Here is a 21,843-nt window from a genome sequence, read left to right on the forward strand (position 1 = left end):
TATCGGGAGGTTGCTTTCATGGGTGCGCACTTCGGGCACGGGGCCGATCATCACGCGGCGACGCCGCCCGGCGGGCGGGCGCTGCGGCTCGGGATCGGCGGGCCGGTCGGGAGCGGCAAGACGGCGCTCACGGCGGCGCTGTGCCGGGTCCTGCGGGACGAACTGGCGCTCGCCGTCGTCACCAACGACATCTACACCACCGAGGACGCCGACTTCCTGCGGCGCGAGGCCGTCCTGTCCGACGACCGGATCACGGCCGTGCGGACGGGCGCGTGCCCGCACACCGCCATCCGCGACGACATCTCCGCCAACCTCGACGCCGTCGAGGCCCTGGAGCAGCGGCACCCGGGGCTGGACCTCGTCATCGTGGAGAGCGGCGGCGACAACCTCACCGCGCTGTTCAGCCGGGGCCTGGCCGACCGGCAGATCTTCGTGCTGGACGTCGCGGGCGGCGACGACGTCCCGCGCAAGGGCGGCCTCGGCGTCGCCGCCGCCGACCTGCTCGTCATCAACAAGACCGACCTGGCGCCGCTCGTCGGCAGCGACCTGGAGCTGATGGCGAGCGACGCCGCCCGCGTCCGCGACGGGAAGCCGGTCGCGCTGACGTCGCTGCGCGAGGCGCCCGGCGCGCCCGAGGTCGCGGCGTGGGTGCGGCGCGTCGTCGCCGGGTCGCGCGAGCACGCGCCCGCATGACCCGCTCGTACGCGCCGCGCGCCGCGATCACCGCCGCGTGCGACGCGTCCGGCGTCACCCGCCTGACGCGGCTGCGCTCGGACGGCCCGCTCGCCGTGCGGGAGACCCCGGACGCCGTCTACCTGGTGGGCGCGGCGGCGAGCCCGCTCGGCGGCGACGACCTCGCGCTCGACGTCGAGGTCGGCGCGGGGGCGCGGCTGACGGTGCGGTCGGCGGCGTCGGCGCTGGCGCTGCCGGGCGACGGGCCGTCCCGGATGACGGTCCGCGCCCGCGTCGGCGCGGGCGCGCACCTGGACTACGCGCCCGAGCCGACGGTCGCGGCGCGCGGCTGCGACCACCGCGCGGTGACGTCCGTCGAGCTGGCGGCGGACGCCACGCTGCGCTGGCGCGAGGAACTGGTCCTCGGACGGCACGGCGAGGCGCCCGGCGCCCACACCGCCCGCTTCGACGTCACGCTGGACGGCCGCCCGCTGCTCCGCCACGCCCTCGACCTCACCGACCCGTCCGTCTACACGACGGCCCCGGTGCTCGGCGCGGCCCGCGCGGTGGGCAGCGTCCTGCTGGCCGGGCCCGGCCTGACGACGGAGCCGCACACGGCGGAGGGCCTGTCCGTCCTGCCCCTGACCGGCCCGGCGGTCCTGGTCACCGCCACGGCCGCCGACGCCGCGACGCTGCGCCGCCGTCTCACGACGGGTGCGGAGCGGGCGTCGCGGACTCCGGCTCCGGCGTGCTGATCGCGCCCCCGTCCCGTCCGCGCAGCGTCGCCAGCACCACCAGGAACGCCACCGCCAGCACGCCGAGCCCGGTCGCGAACGCCGCGCCGAGCCCGCCGGGCAGCGCGGGGCCGCCCGCCGAGACGCGCACGGCCGACAGTACCGCCACGCCGAGCGACGCGCCCGTCAGCATCGCGGCCTGGAGCACCCCGGACGCCGCCCCCGCCTCCGCCGGGTCCACCGTCGCCATGATCGCCATGTTCAGCGGGACGACGACGTACCCGAGCCCGGCGCCGAGCAGCAGCAGCGGCCCCGCCGCGCCGAGCCAGTAGCCGTCCGACAGCGGGACGAGCCAGCCGAGCGCCGCCGCCATCGACGCGATGCCGCCGAGCGCGACGACGCGTCCGCCCAGGCGGGTGACGGCGGCCGGGGCGTGCCGCGCCGTCGCGAACATCCCGGCGGCCATCGGCAGGAACGCCAGCCCGGACCGCAGCGAGCCGAACCCGGCGACCTCCTGGAAATACTGCACGAGCAGGAACTGCGCGCTCATCGTCACCATCGGCACGAGGAGCAGCGCGGCGAGCGCGCCCGCCCGCGCCCGGTCGGCGAACAGCGACGGCGGCAGGACGGGCCGCGCCGCCCGCCGCTCGACCAGGACGAACACCGCGAGCAGCGCCGCGCCGACCGCGAGACCGCTGACGGCGAGCGGGTCGGACCACCCGTGCTCGGCGCGCGCGAGACCGAACGTCAGCGCGACGAGCCCGGCGACGGACGTCAGGCCGCCCGCCACGTCGAACCGGCCGGGCGACCGGGGCGTCTCACCGAGCCGCCGGGGCGCGACCGCGAGGACGAACAGCCCGAGCGGCACGTTGACGAACAGCACCCACCGCCACGACAGCGCGGCGGTGATCAGGCCGCCGAGGACCAGCCCGAGCGTCATCGCCGACGCGGTCACCGCCGAGTAGACGCCGAGCGCGCGGGCCTGCCGCTCGCCGGTGAAGTGGGTGACGAGCAGCGCGAGCGTGGCGGGCCCGGCGAGCGCGGCCCCGGCGCCCTGGAGGGCGCGGGCGGCGACGAGCCAGCCGGGGCCGGGGGCCAGCCCGCCGAGCAGGGAGGCGAGCGTGAAGACCGCCATCCCGGCGAGGAACACGCGGCGGCGGCCGAACACGTCCCCGGCGCGCCCGCCGAGCAGCAGCAGCCCGCCGAACGCGAGCAGGAACGCGGTGGAGACCCAGCTCAGACCGGCCGGGGTGAAGCCGAGGCCGTCGCGGACGGCGGGCAGCGCGACGTTCATGATCGTCGCGTCGAGCATCAGGGCCAGCTCGCAGGACACGATCACCGCGAGGACCAGCGTGGACGCCGGGCGCGCGGAAGCGGGCGGGGACATGGGACGACCTCCTTTAGGGAACCAGTTGGTTCACTATAGGATCGGTACGCTGGTACCCGCAATGCCGGGGAAAGGGGCAGCACCGTGACCACGACGGACGGCACGGCGTCCCGGCGGCGCGGCGACGCCCTCCGCGCGGCGATCTTCGCCGCGGTGCTCGACCAGCTCGACACCGTCGGCTACGCCCGGCTCAGCACCAACGGCGTCGCGGCGGCGGCGGGCACCGGCAAGGCCGCGCTGTACCGGCGCTGGCGCAACAAGGAGGAGCTGGTCGTCGCGGCCCTGCGCGACCTGCTCGCGCCGCCGCCCGACCTGCCGCCCGGCACCCCCCTGCGCGACGGGCTGCTGGTCCTCCTGCGCTACTTCGACCAGACGATGTTCGACTCCAAGGGCACCGCCTTCCAGGCCGTCTCCGCCGCCGGCGACGACGGCACCGCCGCCCTGCGCACCCTGTTCGAGACCACCGTCGCGCTGCCCTGCCGCGAGCGCATCGCCGACCTCGCCCGCCGCCACGACCCGCCCCCGGACGCCGACCTGGCGGCCATCGCGGCCGTAGGCCCGGCCATGCTCGTCCAGCACTGCGTGAGCGGGCGGCCCCGCAGCACCCCCGAGGAGATCGAACGCGTCGTGGACGCCGTCCTGCTGCCCCTGCTCACCGCGAGATGACCCGAGCCGGTCCCGGCGCATGACACCGTCACGACGCTCGACGTGCTATCGGGCGGGCCGCTGAGCGGCTAACCCCGCTGGAGGGCGCGCATCCGGGCGATCTCGGCGTTCTGGCCGGACTGGACGTCGCGGGCGAGCTGCTGGATCGTGACGTCCTCCCCCTTGGAGATGACGTCCTTGACCATGACCAGCGCGCCCTCATGATGCTTGATCATGAGGTCGAGGAACAGCGCGTCGAACGCCTCGCCCCGCGCGGCGCGCAACTGCTCCATCTGCTGCGGCGTCGCCATCCCGGCCATGCCCGCGTGCTGCTGCGGCCCGGCGGTCGCCCGCCCGTGACCGCCGTGCCCGCCGTGCGCGGGCTTCGGCGTCTTCCCGCGCAGCCACGCCTGCATCGCCGAGATCTCGACGGTCTGCTCGGCCTCGATGCGCGACGCGATCGCCTTGACGCGCCCGTCCGCCGCCTGCCCGGGCGCCAGTGACGACATCGCGAGCGCCTGCTCGTGGTGCGGGATCATCATCTGCGCGAAGCGGACCTCGGCCTCGGTCACCGGCTTGGGCTTGATCGGCCCCCGGACCTCCGTCCTGTTCGGCTCGCCGGGCCTGCCGGGGACGAGGATCGTGCCCTTCGGCTCCGGCGCAGCCCCGTCGCCGCCCCCGCCGCACGCGGTCAGGCCGCCCGCCGCCGTCAGCAGGCCCGTGACCAGGGCCGCCAGCGCGATCCGGTGTCGCATCGAGTTCCTTTCGTCCGGTCTACCGATCCCCGAACGTATCCGCTCCCCTGTTACCGGCATGGAACCGCGAGGTCTCAGGAAGCTCTCAAATGACAACAGGTCTGGGCAAATAGGAGTACAGGCACCATACTCCGGATGATCAGTGACGTGTCTCCGCCGGAGACATACACGAAGGAGTCAGGGTGGCGCCAGAAAGACGCCGAACCAAGCGCAGAACGCTGCTCGGAGCCGTGACGGGGATCGCGCTGGCGATCTCGGCCGTCCTCGTCGCTCCCCCGGCGACCGCCGCGGAGATCCCCGGGGTCGACGAGATCGCCAAGAGCAAGAACATCCAGCACCTGGCGAACATCCCCAAGCCGGCGCCGTTCGCCGCGACGAACGCCCTCAACAGCGACTGGGCGTTCACCGGCAAGTACGCCATCGGCGGCAACTACCTCGGATTCACGATCTACGACATCAGCAAGCCGTCGGCTCCCAAGATCGTGTCGGTCGTGCAGTGCCCCGGCGCGCAGAACGACGTCTCGGTCTCGGGCAACCTGCTGTTCCTCAGCACCGACGCCTCGATGAGCGACGACTCCTGCCAGGCCGTGTCCAAGCCCGCCTCGGACAAGACGGCGTGGGAGGGCATCAAGATCTTCGACATCAGCGACGTCCGGAACCCCCGGTACGTCAAGGCCGTCGAGACCAAGTGCGGCTCGCACACGAACACCCTGGTGCCCGGCAAGAAGGACACGGCGTACATCTACGTCTCGTCCTACTCGCCGAACGCCGCGTTCCCCGACTGCCAGCCGCCGCACGACCTCATCTCGATCGTGAAGGTGCCGCTGAAGAACCCGCAGGCGGCCGCCGTGGTCGGTGAGCCCGTCCTGTTCCCGGACGGCGGCAACCCCGGCGACGGCCTGCCGTACCCCAACGGCACCTCCGCGACGAGCGGCTGCCACGACCTGACCTCGTACCCGACCAAGAACCTCATGGCCGGTGCCTGCATGGGCGACGGCGTGCTGTTCGACATCTCCGACCGCGAGCAGCCGAAGGTCATCACCTCGGTCCGCGACGACGAGAACTTCGCGTTCTGGCACTCGGCCACGTTCAACAACGCGGCCAACAAGATCGTGTTCACCGACGAGCTCGGCGGCGGCGGCGCGGCCACCTGCAACGCCACCATCGGTGACAAGAAGGGCGCCAACGCGATCTACGACATCACCGGCAAGGGCGACAAGCGCAAGCTGGTGTTCAAGAGCTACTACAAGATCCCGCGCGCCAACGCCGACACCGAGAACTGCGTCGCGCACAACGGCTCGCTGATCCCCGTCCCGGGCCGGGACATCATGGTGCAGGCGTGGTACCAGGGCGGCATCTCGGTGTTCGACTTCACCGACTCGGCCAAGCCGAAGGAGCTGGGCTGGTTCGAGCGCGGCCCGCTCTCGGAGACGAGCCTGATCACCGGCGGCTCTTGGTCGGCGTACTACTACAACGGCTACATCTACTCCAACGACATCCAGAAGGGCCTGGACGTCCTGGACATCCGCGACCCGCGGACCGTCCTCGGCAAGCTGCCCAAGCTCAAGGAGCTGAACGCGCAGAGCCAGCCGAACTACTTCAGCCTCTTCAACTGAAGACCTGAAGGGCCGTGAAACGGCCGCACGCGAGCCCCCGGTTCAGCCGAACCGGGGGCTCGTTTCACGTCCGGCCGCCGGGGCGCTGGAAAAGCGCGTTCCAAGCGCGGGCATAAGGAAATTGCGCGTCCGGTTCACCCGCTGTCCGGAGCAGGCCAGCATCCTGACTTCTCCGCCGGTGCTGCGTATAACGGAGCAGGCGGCGGAGGAGAACGGAAACGGGGACGACCCGCGTTTCCCTCCGCGCGGGCGGCATGGACGCATGCCGCGACACTTTCCGCCCGGAGATCCCGGGTCGGGGACGCCGGTTCCACCATCCGGCCGATTTCTCACATCGGCCGGATCGGGCTGTGAAATCCGTCCACGGAAAGGTTGAATTCGGCATGACCTCCTCTTCGTCCGCCGCACGCGCCGGACGGTTCTGCGCCGCGCTGGCCGCGGCGGTGCTCGCCCTCGGGCTGGCGGCGGCCCCGGCCGCCGCCGCGCCGAGCCCGAACACGCCGGTCGCGCGCAGCAGCGCCGGGACCGTGACCAAGGGCGCGGCGCCGCGGGCCGCGGCCACCCCCGCCACGTCGGCCGCCGCGCGCGGCACCGGACGGCTCGCCGACACCCGCGGCGTCAGCCTGACCAGGAAATTCCCCCGCAACGCGCGGACGATCGGACCCGACGTCGGGATCAACACCGTCATCGGCCCCGACGGCCGCACCCAGATCACCAACACGACGACGTACCCCAACAGCGTCAACGGGCGGCTCACGTTCACCGCACCCGACGGGCAGACCTACATCTGCACCGCGTTCCTCTACGACAACGACACCGTCGCGACGTCCGGGCACTGCGTCTACACCCACGACAACGCCAACAATGTCCACGGCTGGAACAGCAATTTCGTGTTCTGGCCCGGCCGGAACGGCAGCAGCACGCCCTACGGATCGTGCGGCTGGACGAACGCGTACTCCGTGAACGGCTGGATCAACAGCCAGGACCCGGAATACGACTACGGCGCGATCAAGCTCAACTGCACGGTCGGGAACGCGACCGGCTGGATCGGGCTGCGCTGGCAGTCCGCCTCCTACAACGGAACCACCGTGAACATTTCCGGATATCCCGGGGACAAGCCCGCGAACACGCTCTGGCAGATGAACGGCACCGTCGCCTCCACGAGCACGCGGCAGCTCTTCTATTCCATCGACACCTTCGGCGGGCAGAGCGGATCGGCCGTCCGCATTCCCGGCTGCGGGGCCTACTGCGCCGTCGCGGTGCACTCCTACGGCCTGTACGGCGGGTCGCCCTACAACCGGGGGACGCGCATCACCGAACCCGCGTTCAACAACTTCACGACCTGGAACCAGTGATCTCATGACCACGACGGGCCGCCCGGCGGGGACGACCGCCGGGCGGCCCGGACGTACGATCGGCGCAGGCTCCTCGGGAGGAACGTCCATGCTCGCTCACCGGCGGCTGCCGGCCGCCCTGCTGCTCGTCCCGCTCGCGCTGTCGGCCTCCGCCGGGCCCCCGCCGGAGGCAGGGCCGCCCGCCGCCGGCGAGGTCGCGGGGCGCGTCCTGTCCGGGACCGGCGAACCGGTCGCGGACTGCGCGGTCGTCCCCACGGCGACGTCCTCGCCCGCGCCCCCGATCCCGGAGCTGGCGTCCGTGACCGGCCCGGACGGCGCCTACCGGCGCCCGCTGCCACCCGGCACCTACACGCTGACCGCCACCTGCACCTCCCCCGCCGGCGCGGTGCGGACGGGCGAGGTGCGGGGCGTCGTCGTCGGGCCGGGCGCGCGGGTCGCGGCCGACATCACGCTGGGCTGAGCCGTCCGCCCTCAGCTTTGCGGAGGCGTGCGGCTCGGGACGGCGATGCGGTTGAAGGTGTTCATGAGGGCGACACCGGCGACGAGCGCGCCGATCTCGCGGTCGGTGAAGTGACCGGTGATGCCCGCCCACACGTCGTCGGGGACGCCCTCGGGGCCGAGGTGGGTCGCGGACTCGGCGTAGCCGAGGGCGGCCTTCTCGGCGGCGGTGAAGAGGGCCGATTCGCGCCAGGCGGCCAGGTGCGCCAGCCGGGTCTCGGTCTCCCCGGCGGCGCGGGCGTCGCGGTGGTGCATGTCGACGCAGTACAGGCAGCCGTTGAGCTGGGAGACGCGGAGCTTCACCAGCTCCTGCACGGCGGCGTCCAGGCCGCTCTTGGCGACGGCCTCGGCCGCCTGGAGCACGCCCGCGAAGAACCCGTCGGGGGCGACGGCCGCGAAATCGATGCGCTGGGTCATGGGTGGACTCCCTCGTCGGTGGATCACGTCACCCACAGGACGGGCGGGGCCGCCCGGATGTGACACCTTCGCGGGAGAACTTCTCAGAGCGCGACGGGCCGGAACACCCACCGGCGGTATGACCAGTACCGGAAGGCCGAGCCGAGGGCGAGGCCGATCACCAGCGCGGCGTTGTAGGCGACGCCGCCGTGCAGGTTCAGCACGTAGAACGTGACGGCGGTGCAGAGCACCTGGATCGCCATCCCGACGCCGTTGAGGCCGAAGAACAGCGCGAACTCGCGGCTGGTGCCGGCGCTGTCGCGGTGCCGGAACGCCCAGTGCCGGTTGAGCAGGTAGGACGTGACCGTGGACGCCACGGTCGGGACGATGACGCTGACGAGCGGCGCGACGGTGAGCGCGTGCCGCAGCAGGTTCGCCCCGCCGATGGTGATGACGGTCCCGACGAATCCGACAAAGCCGAAGCTGGCCAGCTCGCGCGCGAACAGACGGTAGTTGCGCACGGTTCCAGCCGGTTTGACCGGTCTTGACCGCTGCAAGGTGCTCACCTGCCCAGACCTTACCCGAGGCAAACGCGCCTCCGAAGGCCGACACGAGTAAAAAGATCACTTCGTGCCCGGGGCGCACCCGCGCGCCCGCCCCTCACGCGCGGGCCGCCGAGGCCGCCGGGGAGAGGACGGCCATGAGGGCGGCCAGGGCGACGGGGACCATGAGGGCCCAGCCGAGACCGACGCCCTCGGCGATGAAGCCGATGATCGGGGGGCCGCCGAGGAGGCCGCAGTAGCCGAGGGCGGTGACGCGGGAGATGCCGACGGCGGCGGGCACGCCGGGCAGGTTGCCCGCCGCGCTGAACGTGACGGGGGCCACCACCGCCACGCCCAGGCCGAACAGCGTGAAACCCGCCACGGCCGCCGCCGGATGGCCGGCCGCCAGGCCCGCGCCGAGGCCCGCCGCCGCGACGATCGAGCCCGCCCGCACGACCGGGACCGCGCCGAACCGGGCGACGACGCGGTCGCCCGCGAACCGGCCCAGCGTCATCGCCAGCGCGCAGCCGACGTAGCCGAGCCCGGCCGCGCCGGGCCCGACGTCCAGGTCCTCCTTGAGGTAGACCGCGCTCCAGTCGGCCATCGCGCCCTCCCCCACGAACGAGCACAGGCCGATGACGCCGAGCATGAGCATCGTCCAGCGGTTCGACCGGGCGGGCTTGCCGAGCGGATCGCCCGCGGGCTCGGGCAGCTCGTCGGCCTCGCGGCCCAGCAGGCCGCGTCCCCACGTCCACAGCACCGCGCCGAACACGACCGCGACGACCGTCAGGTGCAGCGCGACCGGGACGCCCCGGTGCGCCGCCAGCGACCCGATCAGCGCCGCGATCAGCGTGCCGACGCTGTAGACGCCGTGCAGCGCCGACATGATCGGGCGGCCGTAGCGGCGCTCGACCGCGACGCCCTGCGCGTTCATCGCGACGTCCATCAGGCCCAGCGACGCGCCCATCAGCAGCAGCGCCACCGTCAGCGACCCGAGGTTGAACGCGAACGCCACCGGGAGCAGCGACGCGGCCGCCGCCGTCCCCGCCGCCAGCGTCACCGCGCGGCTCCCCCACCGGGCCACGCACACGCTCGCGAACCGCACGGCCAGCACGACGCCGACCGGCGCCCCGAGCAGCGCGACGCCCAGCGACCCGGCGCTGAGCGACAGCTCGTCCTTGATCTGCGGAATCCGCGCCACCCAGCCCGCCGCGACGAGCCCGTGCACCAGGAACACGACCGTCACCGCGAACCGCGCGCGCCGCACCGGCGCCCCCACCTGAGTCATCACCGAACCGACCCTACGGTCCTTTCCGGCTTCTCCCCACCCGTCGACGCGACGCGAACCCGCCCGGGTCGGGGCCGTGCCGCCGCAGGGGGCAAGATCCTCCGGACCGAAGGGAGGATGATCTTGCCCCCTGCGGCGGCACTCAAGAGGCCCCGACCCCGCCGCGCCGAAGGCGCGGCCAATGTCACAGCGCGGCCAGTGTCACAGCGCGGCCAGTGTCACACCCCGCCGGTGAGAATGCGGTGGCGTTCGACGGCCGAGGCGTCGGTGAGGGAGGCGATCTGGTCGATGACGGCGCGCAGGCGCCCGGCGTCGTCGGCGGCGTGCACGAAGTCGGCGCGGAAGGCGGGGTCGAGGCCGAGGGGCGCCCCGGCGAGCATGAGGCCGGCCAGCTCGGTGATCAGCTCGCGCTGCCGGGCGCGCAGCTCCTCGTGGCTGATCCACACGTAGTGCGCGGTGATGCCCTTGAGCAGCGCGCATTCGAGCCGCTGCGGGCGCGGGACGATCAGTTCGGCCGCGTAGCGGGTCAGCCGCCGGTCGCCGTAGGCGTCGCGGGTGGCGTCCTCGGCGGCCAGGCAGAAGCGGCCGATGAGGGAGCTGGTGAGGTTCTTCAGCGCGGCCAGCGAGCGGGCCGTGCCGTCGTAGTGGTCGGGCCAGAACGGCTCGGCCAGCAGTTCGGCGAACCGCTCCTCCAGTTCGTCGGCGCCCGCGTCCGGGCAGTACAGCCCGGTGGCGGTGACGGCGATCTGGCGGCGCTCCTCCGGGTCGGCGAGCCGGGCGAAGTCGATGTGCCCGGCGACCAGGGCGTCCTCCAGGTCGTGCACGGAGTAGGCGACGTCGTCGCTCCAGTCCATGACCTGGGCCTCGAAGCAGAGCCGCCCGGCCGGGGCGCCCTCGCGCACCCAGGCGGCGTACTCGGCGTCGTCGGGGTAGACGCCCCATTTGCCGGTGTCGGACGCGTCGCGGTTCCACGGGTACTTCATGGACGCGTCCAGCGACGCGCGGGTGAGGTTCAGGCCGACGCTGCGGCCGTGCAGCGGCGGCCCCTCGGGCGCGAACGACTTGGGTTCGAGCCGGGTCAGCACGCGGAGGCTCTGCGCGTTGCCCTCAAACCCGCCGCACGCGGCGGCGACGGCGTCGAGGGCGGCCTCGCCGTTGTGGCCGAACGGCGGGTGCCCGATGTCGTGGGACAGGCACGCGGTCTCGACGACGTCGGGGTCGCAGCCGAAGGAACGGCCCAGCTCCCGGCCGATCTGGGCGCACTCCAGCGAGTGCGTGAGCCGGGTGCGCAGGCTCTGCACGTTGTCCTCGGGCTCGGTGCCGGGCGAGGCGACCTGCGTCTTGGTGGCGAGCCGCCGCAGCGCGGCACTGTGCAGGACGCGGGCGCGGTCGCGTTCGAAGGCGCTGCGTCCGCGCCGTTTGGCGTCCTCGGGGGCGTACCGGGCGAGGTCGGGGCGGGTGTAGGGGTCTGTCATGGTCCGACCCAGCTTACGGCGCCGGAGTGCCCTTGATGGTCTCGCTCGGCGCCTTGACGCTCTTGCCGAAGAAGACGTACGACAGGTAGCCGCCGGTCTCGCGGACGATGTAGTGGAACTGGGTCTCGCGGGTCTGCACGCTGGGGCCGCTGCGCGTCGGGGACGCCGCCGCCTCGATGCCGTAGTCGCGGGCCATGCGCTTGGAGCGCAGGCCGTGCCAGGGGTCGGTGACGAGCACCGCCGACGACCACCGGTGCCGCTCGAAGACGGGCCCGAGCGCCTGGAAGCTCTGGAGCGTGTCGCGTCCGTCCGGGACGGCGACGACCTTGTCGGCCGGGACGCCGCCGCGCTGGATCAGCCAGCGGCGGCCCGACTCGGCCTCGGTGAAGTTGTCGCCGGGCGCCTTGCCGCCGACGGTGACGATGCGGGGCGCGACGCCGTCGCGCCACAGGTCCAGCGCGTGCTGGAGCCGCCATTTGAGCGTCGGGGACGGGACGCCGTTGTACTGGGCGGCGCCGAGCACCACGATCGCGTCCGATTTCGGGCGTTCGTCCTGGCGGGCCTGGTACCAGACACGCCAGCCGGCGCCGAGGGGGACGCCGACGACCAGCAGCAGGATCGCCGCGAACACGATCATGCTGATCACCGTCGCCCGGGACCGCTTGCGGCGACGGCGCCCGTTCCGGGGGCCGTCGTCCATCTCGTCGGGCCGGTCACCGTCCGGCCGCTCGAACTCCAACGTCATCGCACTGGACACGCTAGTTGGACGCGGGGGAACCCGTCCCCGGTTCGACGTACCGAGTCGCCGTTTTCGCCCAAGTTCGTCCCCGGCGGCGCGGCGGCGCCGCCGGGGACGCCCGCGTCAGCGGTGGTCGCTCGCGACCGCCTCGATCGCGGCCCGGCCCGCCTCCAGCCGCGCCACCGGGACGCGGAACGGCGAACAGGACACGTAGTCCAGGCCCGTCTCGTGGCAGAAGTGCACCGAGTCGGGGTCGCCGCCGTGCTCGCCGCAGATGCCGAGCTTGATGCCCGGACGGGCCTTGCGGCCCTCCTCGGCGGCGATCCGGACCAGGCGGCCGACGCCGTCGCGGTCCAGCGTCTCGAACGGTGAGACGCCGAAGATGCCGAGGTCCAGGTAGCGGGAGAAGAACGCGGCCTCGACGTCGTCGCGGGAGAAGCCCCACGTCGTCTGGGTGAGGTCGTTCGTCCCGAACGAGAAGAACTCGGCGGCCTCGGCGATCTGCCCGGCGGTCAGCGCCGCGCGCGGCAGCTCGATCATCGTCCCGATCAGCGCCGGGACGTTCACGCCGGTCTCCGCCGCGACCTCCGCGAGGACCCTCTCGGCCTCCTCGCGGACGGCCTCCAGCTCCTGCACGGCGCCCACGAGCGGGATCATGATCTCCGGGCGCGGGTCGCCGCCCGCCTTCTTGCGGTCGGCCGCCGCCTCGGCGATCGCGCGCACCTGCATGGCGAACAGGCCCGAGATCACCAAACCCAGCCGCACGCCGCGCAGTCCGAGCATAGGGTTCTGCTCGTGCAGACGGTGGACGGCCTCCAGCAGCCTCCGGTCCTGCGGGCTGGCGGCGTCCCCGGCGAGGGCGACCTTGACCGACAGTTCCGTCAGGTCCGGCAGGAACTCGTGCAGCGGCGGGTCGATGAGGCGGATCGTGACGGGCAGCCCGTCCATGGCCTCGAAGATGCCGGTGAAGTCGGCGCGCTGGAGGGGTTCCAGCTCCGCCAGCGCGGCCTCGCGGTCGCCCGGCTCCTCGGCCAGGATGAGCTGCTCCACGAGCTGCCGCCGGTCGCCCAGGAACATGTGCTCGGTGCGGCACAGCCCGATGCCCTGCGCGCCGAAGCGGCGGGCGCGGGCGGCGTCCTCGGGGGTGTCGGCGTTGGCCCGGACGGCCAGCCGCGCGGCGTCGTCGGCGTGCTTCATGAGGCGGTGCACCGACTGCACCAGCTCGTCGCCGTCGGACGCCCGCAGCTCGCCCTCGAAGTACTGCACGACCGGCGAGTGCTTCACCGGTACCTCGCCGAGGTAGACCTCGCCGGTGCTGCCGTCGATGGAGACGACGTCGCCCTCGCGGACGACGACGTCGCCGGGCGCGATGAACGTGCCGCCCTTGACGTCGACCTCCAGCTCCTCGGCGCCGCACACGCACGTCTTGCCCATGCCGCGCGCCACCACGGCCGCGTGCGAGGTCTTGCCGCCGCGCGAGGTGAGGACGCCCTGCGCGGCGACCATGCCGGCGAGGTCGTCGGGGTTGGTCTCGCGGCGGACGAGGATCGTGTCCACGCCCTCGGCGGCCAGCGCGACGGCCTTCTCGGAGGTGAACACGGCCTTGCCGACGGCCGCGCCCGGCGAGGCGTTCATGCCCTTGGTGAGGCGGGTGACGCCGTCCAGGCGGTCGGCGTCGAAGCGCGGAAACATGAGCTGGGCGAGCTGGTCGCCGGTGACGCGGTCGGTGGCCTCGTCGGCGGTGATGAGCCCCTGGTCCCAGAGCTGGCAGGCGATGCGGAACGCCGCGGCGGCGGTCCGCTTGCCGACGCGGGTCTGGAGCATCCACAGCTTGCCGCGCTCGATCGTGAACTCGATGTCGCACATGTCGCGGTAGTGGTTCTCCAGCGTCTCCATGATCTGGAGCAGCTCGTCGTAGCTCGCCTTGTCGATGCGCTCCAGCTCGGTGAGCGGCACGACGTTGCGGATGCCCGCGACGACGTCCTCGCCCTGGGCGTTCTGGAGGTAGTCGCCGTAGATGCCCTGCTGGCCGGAGGCCGGGTCGCGGGTGAAGGCGACGCCGGTGCCCGAGTCCTGGCCGAGGTTGCCGAACACCATCGAGCAGATGTTCACGGCGGTGCCGAGGTCGACGGGGATGCGCTCCTGGCGGCGGTACAGGATCGCCCGGTCGGCGTTCCAGGAGTCGAACACGGCCTTGACGGCCAGGTCCATCTGCTCGCGCGGCTCGGCGGGGAACTCGCGGCCCGCGTGGTCGCGGACGATCCCCTTGAACGTCGCGACGAGCGCGCGGAAGTCGTCGGCGGTGAGATCGCCGTCGTCGTCGCTGCCGCGGTCGCGCTTGGCGGCCTCCAGGGCGTCCTCGAACAGCTCGCCCTCGATGTCCAGCACGGTCTTGCCGAACATCTGGATCAGGCGGCGGTAGGAGTCCCAGGCGAAGCGCTCGTCGCCCGCCTGGGCGGCCAGGCCCGCGACGGACTCGTCGTTCAGCCCGATGTTGAGGACGGTCTCCATCATTCCGGGCATGCTGAACTTGGCGCCCGAGCGGACGCTGACCAGCAGCGGGTCCGTCGGGTCGCCGAGCCGCTTGCCCATCGCCGTCTCCAGGGCGGCCAGATGGGCGTCCACCTCGGCCGTCAGCCCCTCGGGAACGGTCCCGTGCTCCAGGTAATGCCGGCACGCCTCCGTTGTGATCGTGAACCCAGGAGGCACTGGCAGGCCGAGGTTGGTCATCTCGGCGAGGTTGGCGCCCTTGCCACCCAGCAGATCCTTGAGGTCTTTGTTGCCCTCGGTGAAGTCGTACACGAACTTCGGCACGGGGAGCTCCTTCTCGCTCCGGTTCTCCTCAGCGGCGGGACACGGACCGCCTACCGGCCGGTACCGCGACGTCGCGGGCGGCATGGTCACGGAACGTGTCCTGCATGCGGGGACTGTACCCGGGTGGGCGAGATGCGATCTTCGCCCCCCGCCCGAACCCCCGTTCCCGCAGGTCGGAGCGGTTGGACTGGTCTATTCCACTAAGCCCGGACGTAACGCCGGACACAGTTCCGGCCCGCGTCCGGACACGACGCGTCCCCGGGCAACCTGCCCCGGTGGCATGGCGTACGCATTGCGATCGAGAGGGAATGATGGATCAAGGAGGTGAGGCTGTGAGGCCGATGGTCGCCGGTGGCCGGGCGGGGGATCCGTTCGCCCCGATCGCCGATTACGGGTTCCTGTCCGACTGCGAGACGACCGCCCTGGTCGCGCCCAGCGGGAACATCGAGTGGATGTGCCTGCCCAGGATGGACTCGCCCAGCGTGTTCGGGTCGATCCTGGACCGTGACGCGGGCTACTTCCGGGTGGGCCCGGCGGGCGTGGACGTCCCGGCCGCGCAGCGGTACATCCCGGGCACGATGGTGATGGAGACCACGTGGTGGTCGCACGGAGGGTGGCTGGTCGTCACCGACGCGCTGCTGATGGGGCCCTGGCACCACGAGAACGAGCGATCTCACACGCATCGGCGCACGCCCACCGACTATGACGCCGATCACGTGCTGCTGCGCATGGTCCGCTGCGTCAACGGGCAGGTGCAGGTCCGGCTCGACTGCATGCCGGTGTTCGACTACGGCCTGACGCCCGCGCGCTGGGAGCACACCGGCGCCGGGTACCACGAGGCCGTGGCCAGCGGGAACGGCATCAACCTGCGGCTGTCCACCGACATGAACGTCGGGTTCGAGGGGTCGCTGGCCACCTCACGCACGCTGCTCAAGCAGGGCGACGCGCGGTTCGTGGCGCTGTCGTGGAGCGAGCACGGGCCGCCCGCCGACTACGAGGAGGCGCACGAGCGGCTGGTGTGGACCGTCCACCACTGGCAGCACTGGCTCGACCGGGGCCGCTTCCCCGACCACCCGTGGCGCAGCCACCTCCAGCGCAGCGCGCTGACGCTCAAGGGGCTGACGTTCGCGCCGTCCGGCGCGGTCGCCGCCGCCGCGACCACGTCGCTGCCCGAGACGCCCGGCGGCGAGCGCAACTGGGACTACCGCTACACCTGGATCCGCGACTCCACGATGGCGCTGTGGGCCTTCTACACGCTCGGTTACGACTGGGAGGCCAACGACTTCTTCTACTTCATCACCGACGTCGCCGAGGCGTCCGAGGGCAAGCTCCAGATCATGTACGGCCTCGACGGCCGCGCCGAGCTGCCCGAATCGACGCTCGACCACCTGTCGGGCTACGACAACGCCCGGCCGGTCCGGATCGGCAACGAGGCGTACGAGCAGGCCCAGCACGACGTGTGGGGCGCCATCATCGGCTCCATCTACATGTTCGTGCGCAAGCGCGACCGGCTCGACGACCGGCTGTGGAAGATCGTCGTCAAGCAGGTCGAGGACGCGCTGGAGAACTGGCAGACCCCCGACTGCGGCATGTGGGAGGTCCGCGGCGACCCGCAGCACTTCACCTCCTCCAAGGTGTTCTGCTGGGTCGCGGCCGACCGGGGCGCCCGGCTGGCCCGCATCCGCGGCGACGACGCGCGGGCCGAGCGGTGGCAGGCCGCCGCCGACGAGATCCACGCCGACGTCCTCGCCAACGCGCTGGACGCGCGGGGCGTGTTCACCGCCCACTACGGCGCGACCGCGCTGGACGCCTCGGCGCTGCTCATCCCGCTGCTGGGCTTCCTGCCGCCGGACGACAAGCGCGTCCGCGAGACCGTGCTGGCCATCGCCGACGAGCTGTCCGAGGACGACCTCGTCCTGCGCTACCGCGCGGGCGAGACCGACGACGGCTTCGACTCGGAGGAGGGCACGTTCACGATCTGCTCGTTCTGGCTGGTCAGCGCCCTGGTGCTGATCGGTGAGGTCGAGCGGGCGCGGACGCTGTGCGAGAAGCTGCTGTCGTACGCGAGCCCGCTCCAGCTCTACGCCGAGGAGATCGACCCGCACACGGGCCGCCACCTGGGCAACTTCCCGCAGGCGTTCACGCACCTCGCGCTGATCAACGCGGTGATGCAGGTGATCCGCGCCGAGCAGGACGAGCACGAGAACCGCCCCGGCCTGATCTGACCCGGGGTTGGAACGTGACGAGACCCCCGCCGGACGGTCCCGGCGGGGGTCTCGTGCGTCAGACGACGGCGCCGGAGTCGCGCGTGTCGCGCTGCGGGCGCTTGAGCGTCTTCTGCCGGGGCGGCGGCGACTTGGCGAACCGCTCCAGCTCGATCGACGCCGGCCCGGCGATGAACACCGTGGAGTACATGCCGACGTTGATGCCGATGAGCAGCGCGATGGCGAAGTCGCGCAGCGAGTCGCCGCCGAAGAACGCCAGCGCCGCCAGGATGATCGTCGCGCCCATGCCGGTGTAGACGGTGCGCGGGATCGTCTGGAGGGCGCCGAGGTTGACGATCCGGTCGAACCGCTCCTTCGGCTTGGCCCCCCACAGCTCCCGCACCCGGTCGAACATCACGACCGAGTCGTTCACCGAGTAGCCGATGACGGTCAGCATCGCGGCCAGGAACACGCCGTCGATCGGCTTGCCGAGCCAGGCGAACACGCCCACGACGATCATCGCGTCGTGGAACAGGCCGATGACCGCGCCCGCGCCGAACGTCCAGCGGAACCGGACCGCCAGGTAGGCGAGCTGGGCGAGCAGCGCGATGCCGAGCGCGATCAGCGCGTTGCGGCGCAGCTCGTCCCCCAGGCTCGGCCCGATCAGCTCGTCGCGTTCCTTGGTGACGCCGCCGCCCAGCTCGCCGAGGGCCTTCTCGATCCGCTGCTGGTCGGCGTTGGAGATGTCCTCGGTGCGGACCGACACGTCGTTGTCGCCGCTGCGCTGCACGACGGCGCGGGGGAACCCGGCGTCGGCGACGGCCGCGCGGGCGCGGTCGACGTCGACGGTGCGGGTCGTGGAGTACTCCATGAGCCGTCCGCCGGTGAACTCCACGCCGTAGTTCAGGCCGCGCACGCCGATGCCGAGGGCGGAGACCACCACCAGCAGCGCGGACAGGCCGAGCCAGAACCGGCGGCGGCCCATCAGGTCGGGCTTGCGCCGTTCCAGCCAGGTGCGGATGCGTCCGATGCCGTCGAGTCCCGACAGCCGGGGCCGCTTCTCGAAGTAGCGGCGGGACAGCACGGCCTCGGTGAGCACGCGGCTGATCAGCATCGCGGAGACCATCGACGCGAGCACGCCGATGACGAGCGTCACGCCGAAGCCGCGCACCGGCCCGGAGGCCAGGAAGAACAGCAGCCCGGCGGCGAGCAGCGTGGTGATGTTGGAGTCGGCGATGGCCGACCACGCCTTGCTGAACCCGGTGGACAGCGAGCGTCCGAGGCCCTTCTTCGGATTCTCCGCGTACTCCTCGCGGGCGCGTTCGAACGCGAGCACGTTCGCGTCGATCGCCATGCCGATCGCCAGCACGAACCCGGCGAGGCCGGGCAGGGTGAGCGTCGCGCCGATCGCGACGAGCGCCGCGTAGGAGATCAGCGCGTAGCAGGCCAGCGCGAGCGTCGCGAGGAGACCGGCGATCCGGTAGACGAAGATGATGAACAGGCCGGTGACCGCGATTCCGACGATCGCCGCGCGGGCGCTGGCGTCGATCGCCTCGGCGCCGAGCGTCGGGCCGACGACCCGCTGCTCGATGATCTCGACCGGGACCGGCAGCGAACCGCCCTGGATGAGGGCGGCGAGGTCCTTGGCCTCCTCGGCGCTGAAGTTGCCGGTGATCTGGGTGGAGCCGCCCGCGATGCCGACTCCGCAGCGGACGTCCTGGTTGACCTGCGGCGAGGAGATGATCTCCTTGTCGAGGACGATCGCGACGCGGCGCCGGTCGTCCATCTGGCAGGCGGCGTCGGCGGTGACCTTCTGCCACGCCTGGCCGCCGTTGCCCCGGAAGTCGATCGTGACGAACCAGCCGCCGCCGGACTGCGGGTCGATCCCGGCGCTGGCCGAGCCGATGCCCTCGCCGGTGAGGGCCGCCGGGCCGATCTTGAGTTCCTGGCCGCTCTCGTCGCGCAGCACCTGCTGGCCCTGCGCGGGCGGCTTGCCGTCCTGGGTGAGGACGGGGTGCGCGGTGAGCTGCGCGGTCCGGCCGATGACCTCGGCGGCCTCGGACGGGTCCTGCACGTCGGGCAGTTCGACGATGATGCGGTTCTCACCGGACCGCGTGATCGACGATTCGGCGACGCCGAGCGCGTTGACGCGGCGTTCCAGCACGTCACGGGCGCGGTCGGTGTTCTCGGCGTTGGCGGGCGCGCCCGGCGCGGCGCGGGTCTCCAGCACGATCTGGCTGCCGCCGCGCAGGTCGAGCCCGAGTCTCGGGGACTCGGTGAGGGTGAACATCAGCGATACGGCGAGCACTCCGAACGCCAGTACCGCCCGCACCAGATTGGCGCGCGACATGGAACCTCCACGGGACCAGGGAAAGAAGGGACCGGCGGCGTCGCCGGCCGGGGACGAGGGTCAGATTCCGTGGAGGGAGGGCGGAGCGCGCCCGCGCGCGGGGACGGGGGCGGGGGCGGCCGTCCGCGACCCGTCGCGGACGGCGCGGACGAACCCGGGGGCCGGGGGCCGCAGGGCGGGGGCGTCGGGGAGGACGGCGGCGGGGGCCGCGCTGGGCGCCGTGGCGGGCGCGTGCCGGACGGCGACGACGGCGGCGATCTCGCCGCCGGCCGTCCGGGAACCGGGATGGGCGACGTGGGCGCGCATCGACGCCCCGCCCGCCGCGAGCGCGGTGGCGGGCACCGGGACGCCGAGCAGCCCGGCGAAGCCGAGCAGCAGCACCAGCATCCGGGGCACCCGGCCGCCGGGCGGCGCGGGACGCGCCGGTGAGCGCATGCGCGTCCCTTCGTCCGGTGGACCGATCGTCACCCCGACGGTACCCCAGCGCGGGGAACCGGCGGCGCGCGGCACACGGCACCGGGCCCCGGCGTCCGGCCGGGGCCCGGTGGGCGGTCAGGGACGGGCGGCCGGTTCCGGGGCCGCCTCGGCGGCGCCGTGGCCGTCGTCGGCGGCGGGCGCGTCCGGGTCCGGGCCGGTGTCCGGCTCGTCCGGGCCGTGCGGCCGGGCGGGCGGGACGGCCGCCGTGCGCGGGAAGAACCGCTCGGGCAGCAGCCGCGCCAGCCGTTCCGAGCGCATCGCCGCGAGCGGGCCGGTGACGGCGAGGATGACGACGTACCCGGCGATGAACGGCGCGAGCCGCGAGTCCAGGTTCGCCGTCGCGGCCATCGCGGCCAGCACCAGCGCGAACTCGCCGCGCGACAGCACGGTCAGCGCCACGTTCGACGACTCGGTCCGGTCGAAGCCGTGGATGCGGCCCGCGGCCAGGCCCGCGCTCATGTTCATGACGATCGTCAGGGCCACGGCGAGGAGCACCGGGACCGCCACCGCGCCGAAGTCCCCCGGATCGATCTGGAGGCCGAACGCGAAGAAGAAGATCGCCGCGAACGCGTCCCGCAGCGGGTGGACGAGGTGCTGGATGCGCGGTCCGGCCTTGGTGTTGCCGAGGATCAGGCCGACCATGAACGCGCCGATGGCGTCGGAGACGCCCAGGTGCTCGGCGAACCCGGCGATGAGCACGGCCAGGCCGACGAACGTGACGACGAGCAGTTCGTCGTCGCGAATCCGCACGAACCGGCCGACCCAGCGGGCGCCGTAGCGGGCGATCAGGGTGAGGACGAGCAGGAACGCGAACGCCTTGCCGAAGTCGGCCGCGGCGGCGCCGAAGCCGGTCGCGCCGGACAGGATCGGCTGGAGCAGCGCCAGGTACAGCGCGAGGAACACGTCCTCGACCACGATGATGCCGAGGATCAGCTTGCTCTCGGGGTTCCCGATGCGCCCGGAGTCCATGAGGATCTTCGTGACGATCGCGGACGAGCTGATGCCGATGACGCCCGCGAGGACGAACGCCTCCCGGCCGCCCCAGCCGAGCGCGAACCCGAAGGCCAGGCCGCCGCCGACGTTCAGGCCGAGGTACAGCAGGCCCGACCCGACGAGTTTCCCGCCGCCCTTGATCAGGTCGTCGAGGTGGAACTCCAGGCCGAGGTAGAAGAGCAGGAAGACGAGCCCGAGCGCCGACAGCAGTTTGAGGTCGGCGGGGTCGTCGAAGAGCGCGAGTCCGGGGGTGTGCGGGCCGAACAGCAGGCCCGCGAGCATGAACAGGGGGATGGTCGGCAGTCCGATGCGGACGCCGGCGCGGGCCAGCAGGCCCGCCGCCAGGAACGCCCCGCCCAGAGCCATGAGGGCTTCGGCGAGAGAAATGGGAGTACCTCCAGGGGGTAGGGCCGTGGACGTACGTCACGGCCGGCCCCGCGCGGCTGGACGCGGGGTCGGGCGGTCGAGGGGGGATGTGTCCGGGGTGGTGTCAGAGCCGCGCTAAGCGGGGTGGATCGCGGCCGGAGCACGGATCGGGCTCGTGGGCCGAGAGCGCCGGGGACACGCCGGGACGCGCGGGTGCGGGCGGCTCGCCGGGTTCCGCCGGTGCGGCGGGTTCGGCGACGAGCGCGGGCGGCCCGTGGTGCTGGACCTGGCCGGAGGGCTGGGCATGGTTACCCAGGCAGGCGGCGTCGCCGACGGTGGACAGGACGACGCGTGAACCGCCGACGAGCGTGGTCAGCGCGGTGCCGGAGGCCGGGGACACGGCGGCGGCCGAGACGGGCGTGTAGACGAGGCCGAGGAACGCGACGAGGCACACCAGCAGCGCTTGCGCCGCTCTGTGTCCTCCGCGCATACGCTCCCCTGGGCTTCATCCGAATGGAAATCGTCTGCAATGAGACT

The 21,843-nt window shown here is 72.7% G+C and carries 19 protein-coding genes; 7 read left to right on the forward strand and 12 right to left on the reverse strand.

Going from position 1 to position 21,843, the window contains the following annotated elements:
- Window positions 1–18 precede the first annotated feature (18 nt).
- Together ureG and C229_RS30150 are read left to right on the forward strand one after the other, a co-directional pair.
- Window positions 19–693: an urease accessory protein UreG gene (ureG, locus tag C229_RS0110360; RefSeq protein ID WP_018655000.1), complete on the forward strand. Its 675-nt coding sequence runs from the start codon at window positions 19–21 to the stop codon at window positions 691–693.
- Window positions 690–1,427, forward strand: coding sequence for an urease accessory protein UreD (locus C229_RS30150; RefSeq protein WP_018655001.1), 738 nt, complete (start codon window positions 690–692; stop codon window positions 1,425–1,427). The genes ureG and C229_RS30150 overlap by 4 nt, the downstream gene beginning before the upstream one ends.
- Here the strand turns inward: C229_RS30150 and C229_RS30155 are convergent.
- Entirely contained in the window at window positions 1,378–2,793 is a 1,416-nt protein-coding gene (locus C229_RS30155; protein ID WP_018655002.1) for an MFS transporter, read from the reverse strand. The genes C229_RS30150 and C229_RS30155 overlap by 50 nt on opposite strands.
- An 84-nt stretch (window positions 2,794–2,877) precedes the next feature.
- Between C229_RS30155 and C229_RS0110375 the strand changes: the two genes are divergently transcribed.
- Window positions 2,878–3,459: a TetR family transcriptional regulator gene (locus C229_RS0110375; RefSeq protein WP_018655003.1), complete on the forward strand. Its 582-nt coding sequence runs from the start codon at window positions 2,878–2,880 to the stop codon at window positions 3,457–3,459.
- A 68-nt stretch (window positions 3,460–3,527) separates the two neighbouring features.
- Here the strand turns inward: C229_RS0110375 and C229_RS0110380 are convergent, their stop codons facing one another.
- Complete coding sequence (locus C229_RS0110380; protein WP_018655004.1) at window positions 3,528–4,193, reverse strand: DUF305 domain-containing protein; 666 nt, start codon at window positions 4,191–4,193, stop codon at window positions 3,528–3,530.
- Window positions 4,194–4,423: 230 nt separating this feature from the next.
- On the opposite strand from C229_RS0110380, the gene C229_RS0110385 reads away from it, so the two are divergent.
- The 3 genes from C229_RS0110385 (at window position 4,424) to C229_RS0110395 (ending at window position 7,624) form a co-directional block, all read left to right on the forward strand.
- Entirely contained in the window at window positions 4,424–5,809 is a 1,386-nt protein-coding gene (locus C229_RS0110385; RefSeq protein WP_018655005.1) for an LVIVD repeat-containing protein, read from the forward strand.
- A 383-nt stretch (window positions 5,810–6,192) separates the two neighbouring features.
- Window positions 6,193–7,164 (forward strand): trypsin-like serine peptidase, encoded by a 972-nt coding sequence (locus C229_RS30160; protein WP_018655006.1) that lies wholly within the window; start codon window positions 6,193–6,195, stop codon window positions 7,162–7,164.
- Window positions 7,165–7,252: 88 nt separating this feature from the next.
- The gene (locus tag C229_RS0110395; RefSeq protein WP_018655007.1) at window positions 7,253–7,624 is read left to right on the forward strand and encodes a carboxypeptidase-like regulatory domain-containing protein; all 372 of its coding nucleotides are present in this window, start codon (window positions 7,253–7,255) and stop codon (window positions 7,622–7,624) included.
- 11 nt (window positions 7,625–7,635) lie between these two features.
- Here C229_RS0110395 and C229_RS0110400 read toward each other — a convergent pair whose 3' ends face one another.
- The 6 genes from C229_RS0110400 to ppdK all read right to left on the reverse strand — a co-directional run bounded on the left by C229_RS0110400 (window position 7,636) and on the right by ppdK (window position 14,916).
- Window positions 7,636–8,079: a carboxymuconolactone decarboxylase family protein gene (locus C229_RS0110400; protein WP_018655008.1), complete on the reverse strand. Its 444-nt coding sequence runs from the start codon at window positions 8,077–8,079 to the stop codon at window positions 7,636–7,638.
- Between the two features lie 83 nt (window positions 8,080–8,162).
- Window positions 8,163–8,579: a GtrA family protein gene (locus C229_RS0110405; protein WP_018655009.1), complete on the reverse strand. Its 417-nt coding sequence runs from the start codon at window positions 8,577–8,579 to the stop codon at window positions 8,163–8,165.
- Window positions 8,580–8,718: 139 nt separating this feature from the next.
- A complete protein-coding gene (locus tag C229_RS0110410; protein ID WP_033424222.1) occupies window positions 8,719–9,888 on the reverse strand; it encodes an MFS transporter in 1,170 nt (389 codons plus the stop codon).
- 218 nt (window positions 9,889–10,106) lie between these two features.
- Complete coding sequence (locus C229_RS0110415; RefSeq protein ID WP_018655011.1) at window positions 10,107–11,363, reverse strand: deoxyguanosinetriphosphate triphosphohydrolase; 1,257 nt, start codon at window positions 11,361–11,363, stop codon at window positions 10,107–10,109.
- A 13-nt stretch (window positions 11,364–11,376) separates the two neighbouring features.
- Window positions 11,377–12,108: a YdcF family protein gene (locus tag C229_RS0110420; protein ID WP_018655012.1), complete on the reverse strand. Its 732-nt coding sequence runs from the start codon at window positions 12,106–12,108 to the stop codon at window positions 11,377–11,379.
- Window positions 12,109–12,225: 117 nt separating this feature from the next.
- The gene (gene ppdK, locus C229_RS0110425; protein ID WP_018655013.1) at window positions 12,226–14,916 is read right to left on the reverse strand and encodes a pyruvate, phosphate dikinase; all 2,691 of its coding nucleotides are present in this window, start codon (window positions 14,914–14,916) and stop codon (window positions 12,226–12,228) included.
- A gap of 341 nt (window positions 14,917–15,257) precedes the next feature.
- Here ppdK and C229_RS0110430 point away from each other — a divergent pair, with 341 nt between their 5' ends.
- Entirely contained in the window at window positions 15,258–17,141 is a 1,884-nt protein-coding gene (locus C229_RS0110430; RefSeq protein WP_018655014.1) for a glycoside hydrolase family 15 protein, read from the forward strand.
- 58 nt (window positions 17,142–17,199) lie between these two features.
- Here the strand turns inward: C229_RS0110430 and secD are convergent, their stop codons facing one another.
- From secD to C229_RS0110450, 4 genes are all read right to left on the reverse strand, one after another.
- Entirely contained in the window at window positions 17,200–19,470 is a 2,271-nt protein-coding gene (gene secD, locus C229_RS0110435) for a protein translocase subunit SecD (RefSeq protein WP_018655015.1), read from the reverse strand.
- 60 nt (window positions 19,471–19,530) lie between these two features.
- A complete protein-coding gene (locus C229_RS0110440) occupies window positions 19,531–19,905 on the reverse strand; it encodes a hypothetical protein (protein WP_026313647.1) in 375 nt (124 codons plus the stop codon).
- 117 nt (window positions 19,906–20,022) lie between these two features.
- Entirely contained in the window at window positions 20,023–21,306 is a 1,284-nt protein-coding gene (locus C229_RS0110445) for a cation:proton antiporter (protein ID WP_018655016.1), read from the reverse strand.
- A 124-nt stretch (window positions 21,307–21,430) separates the two neighbouring features.
- The gene (locus C229_RS0110450; protein ID WP_155884756.1) at window positions 21,431–21,796 is read right to left on the reverse strand and encodes a hypothetical protein; all 366 of its coding nucleotides are present in this window, start codon (window positions 21,794–21,796) and stop codon (window positions 21,431–21,433) included.
- Window positions 21,797–21,843 lie beyond the last annotated feature (47 nt).

The organism is Actinomadura flavalba DSM 45200, assembly GCF_000374305.1.
GTDB lineage: Bacteria > Actinomycetota > Actinomycetes > Streptosporangiales > Streptosporangiaceae > Spirillospora > Spirillospora flavalba.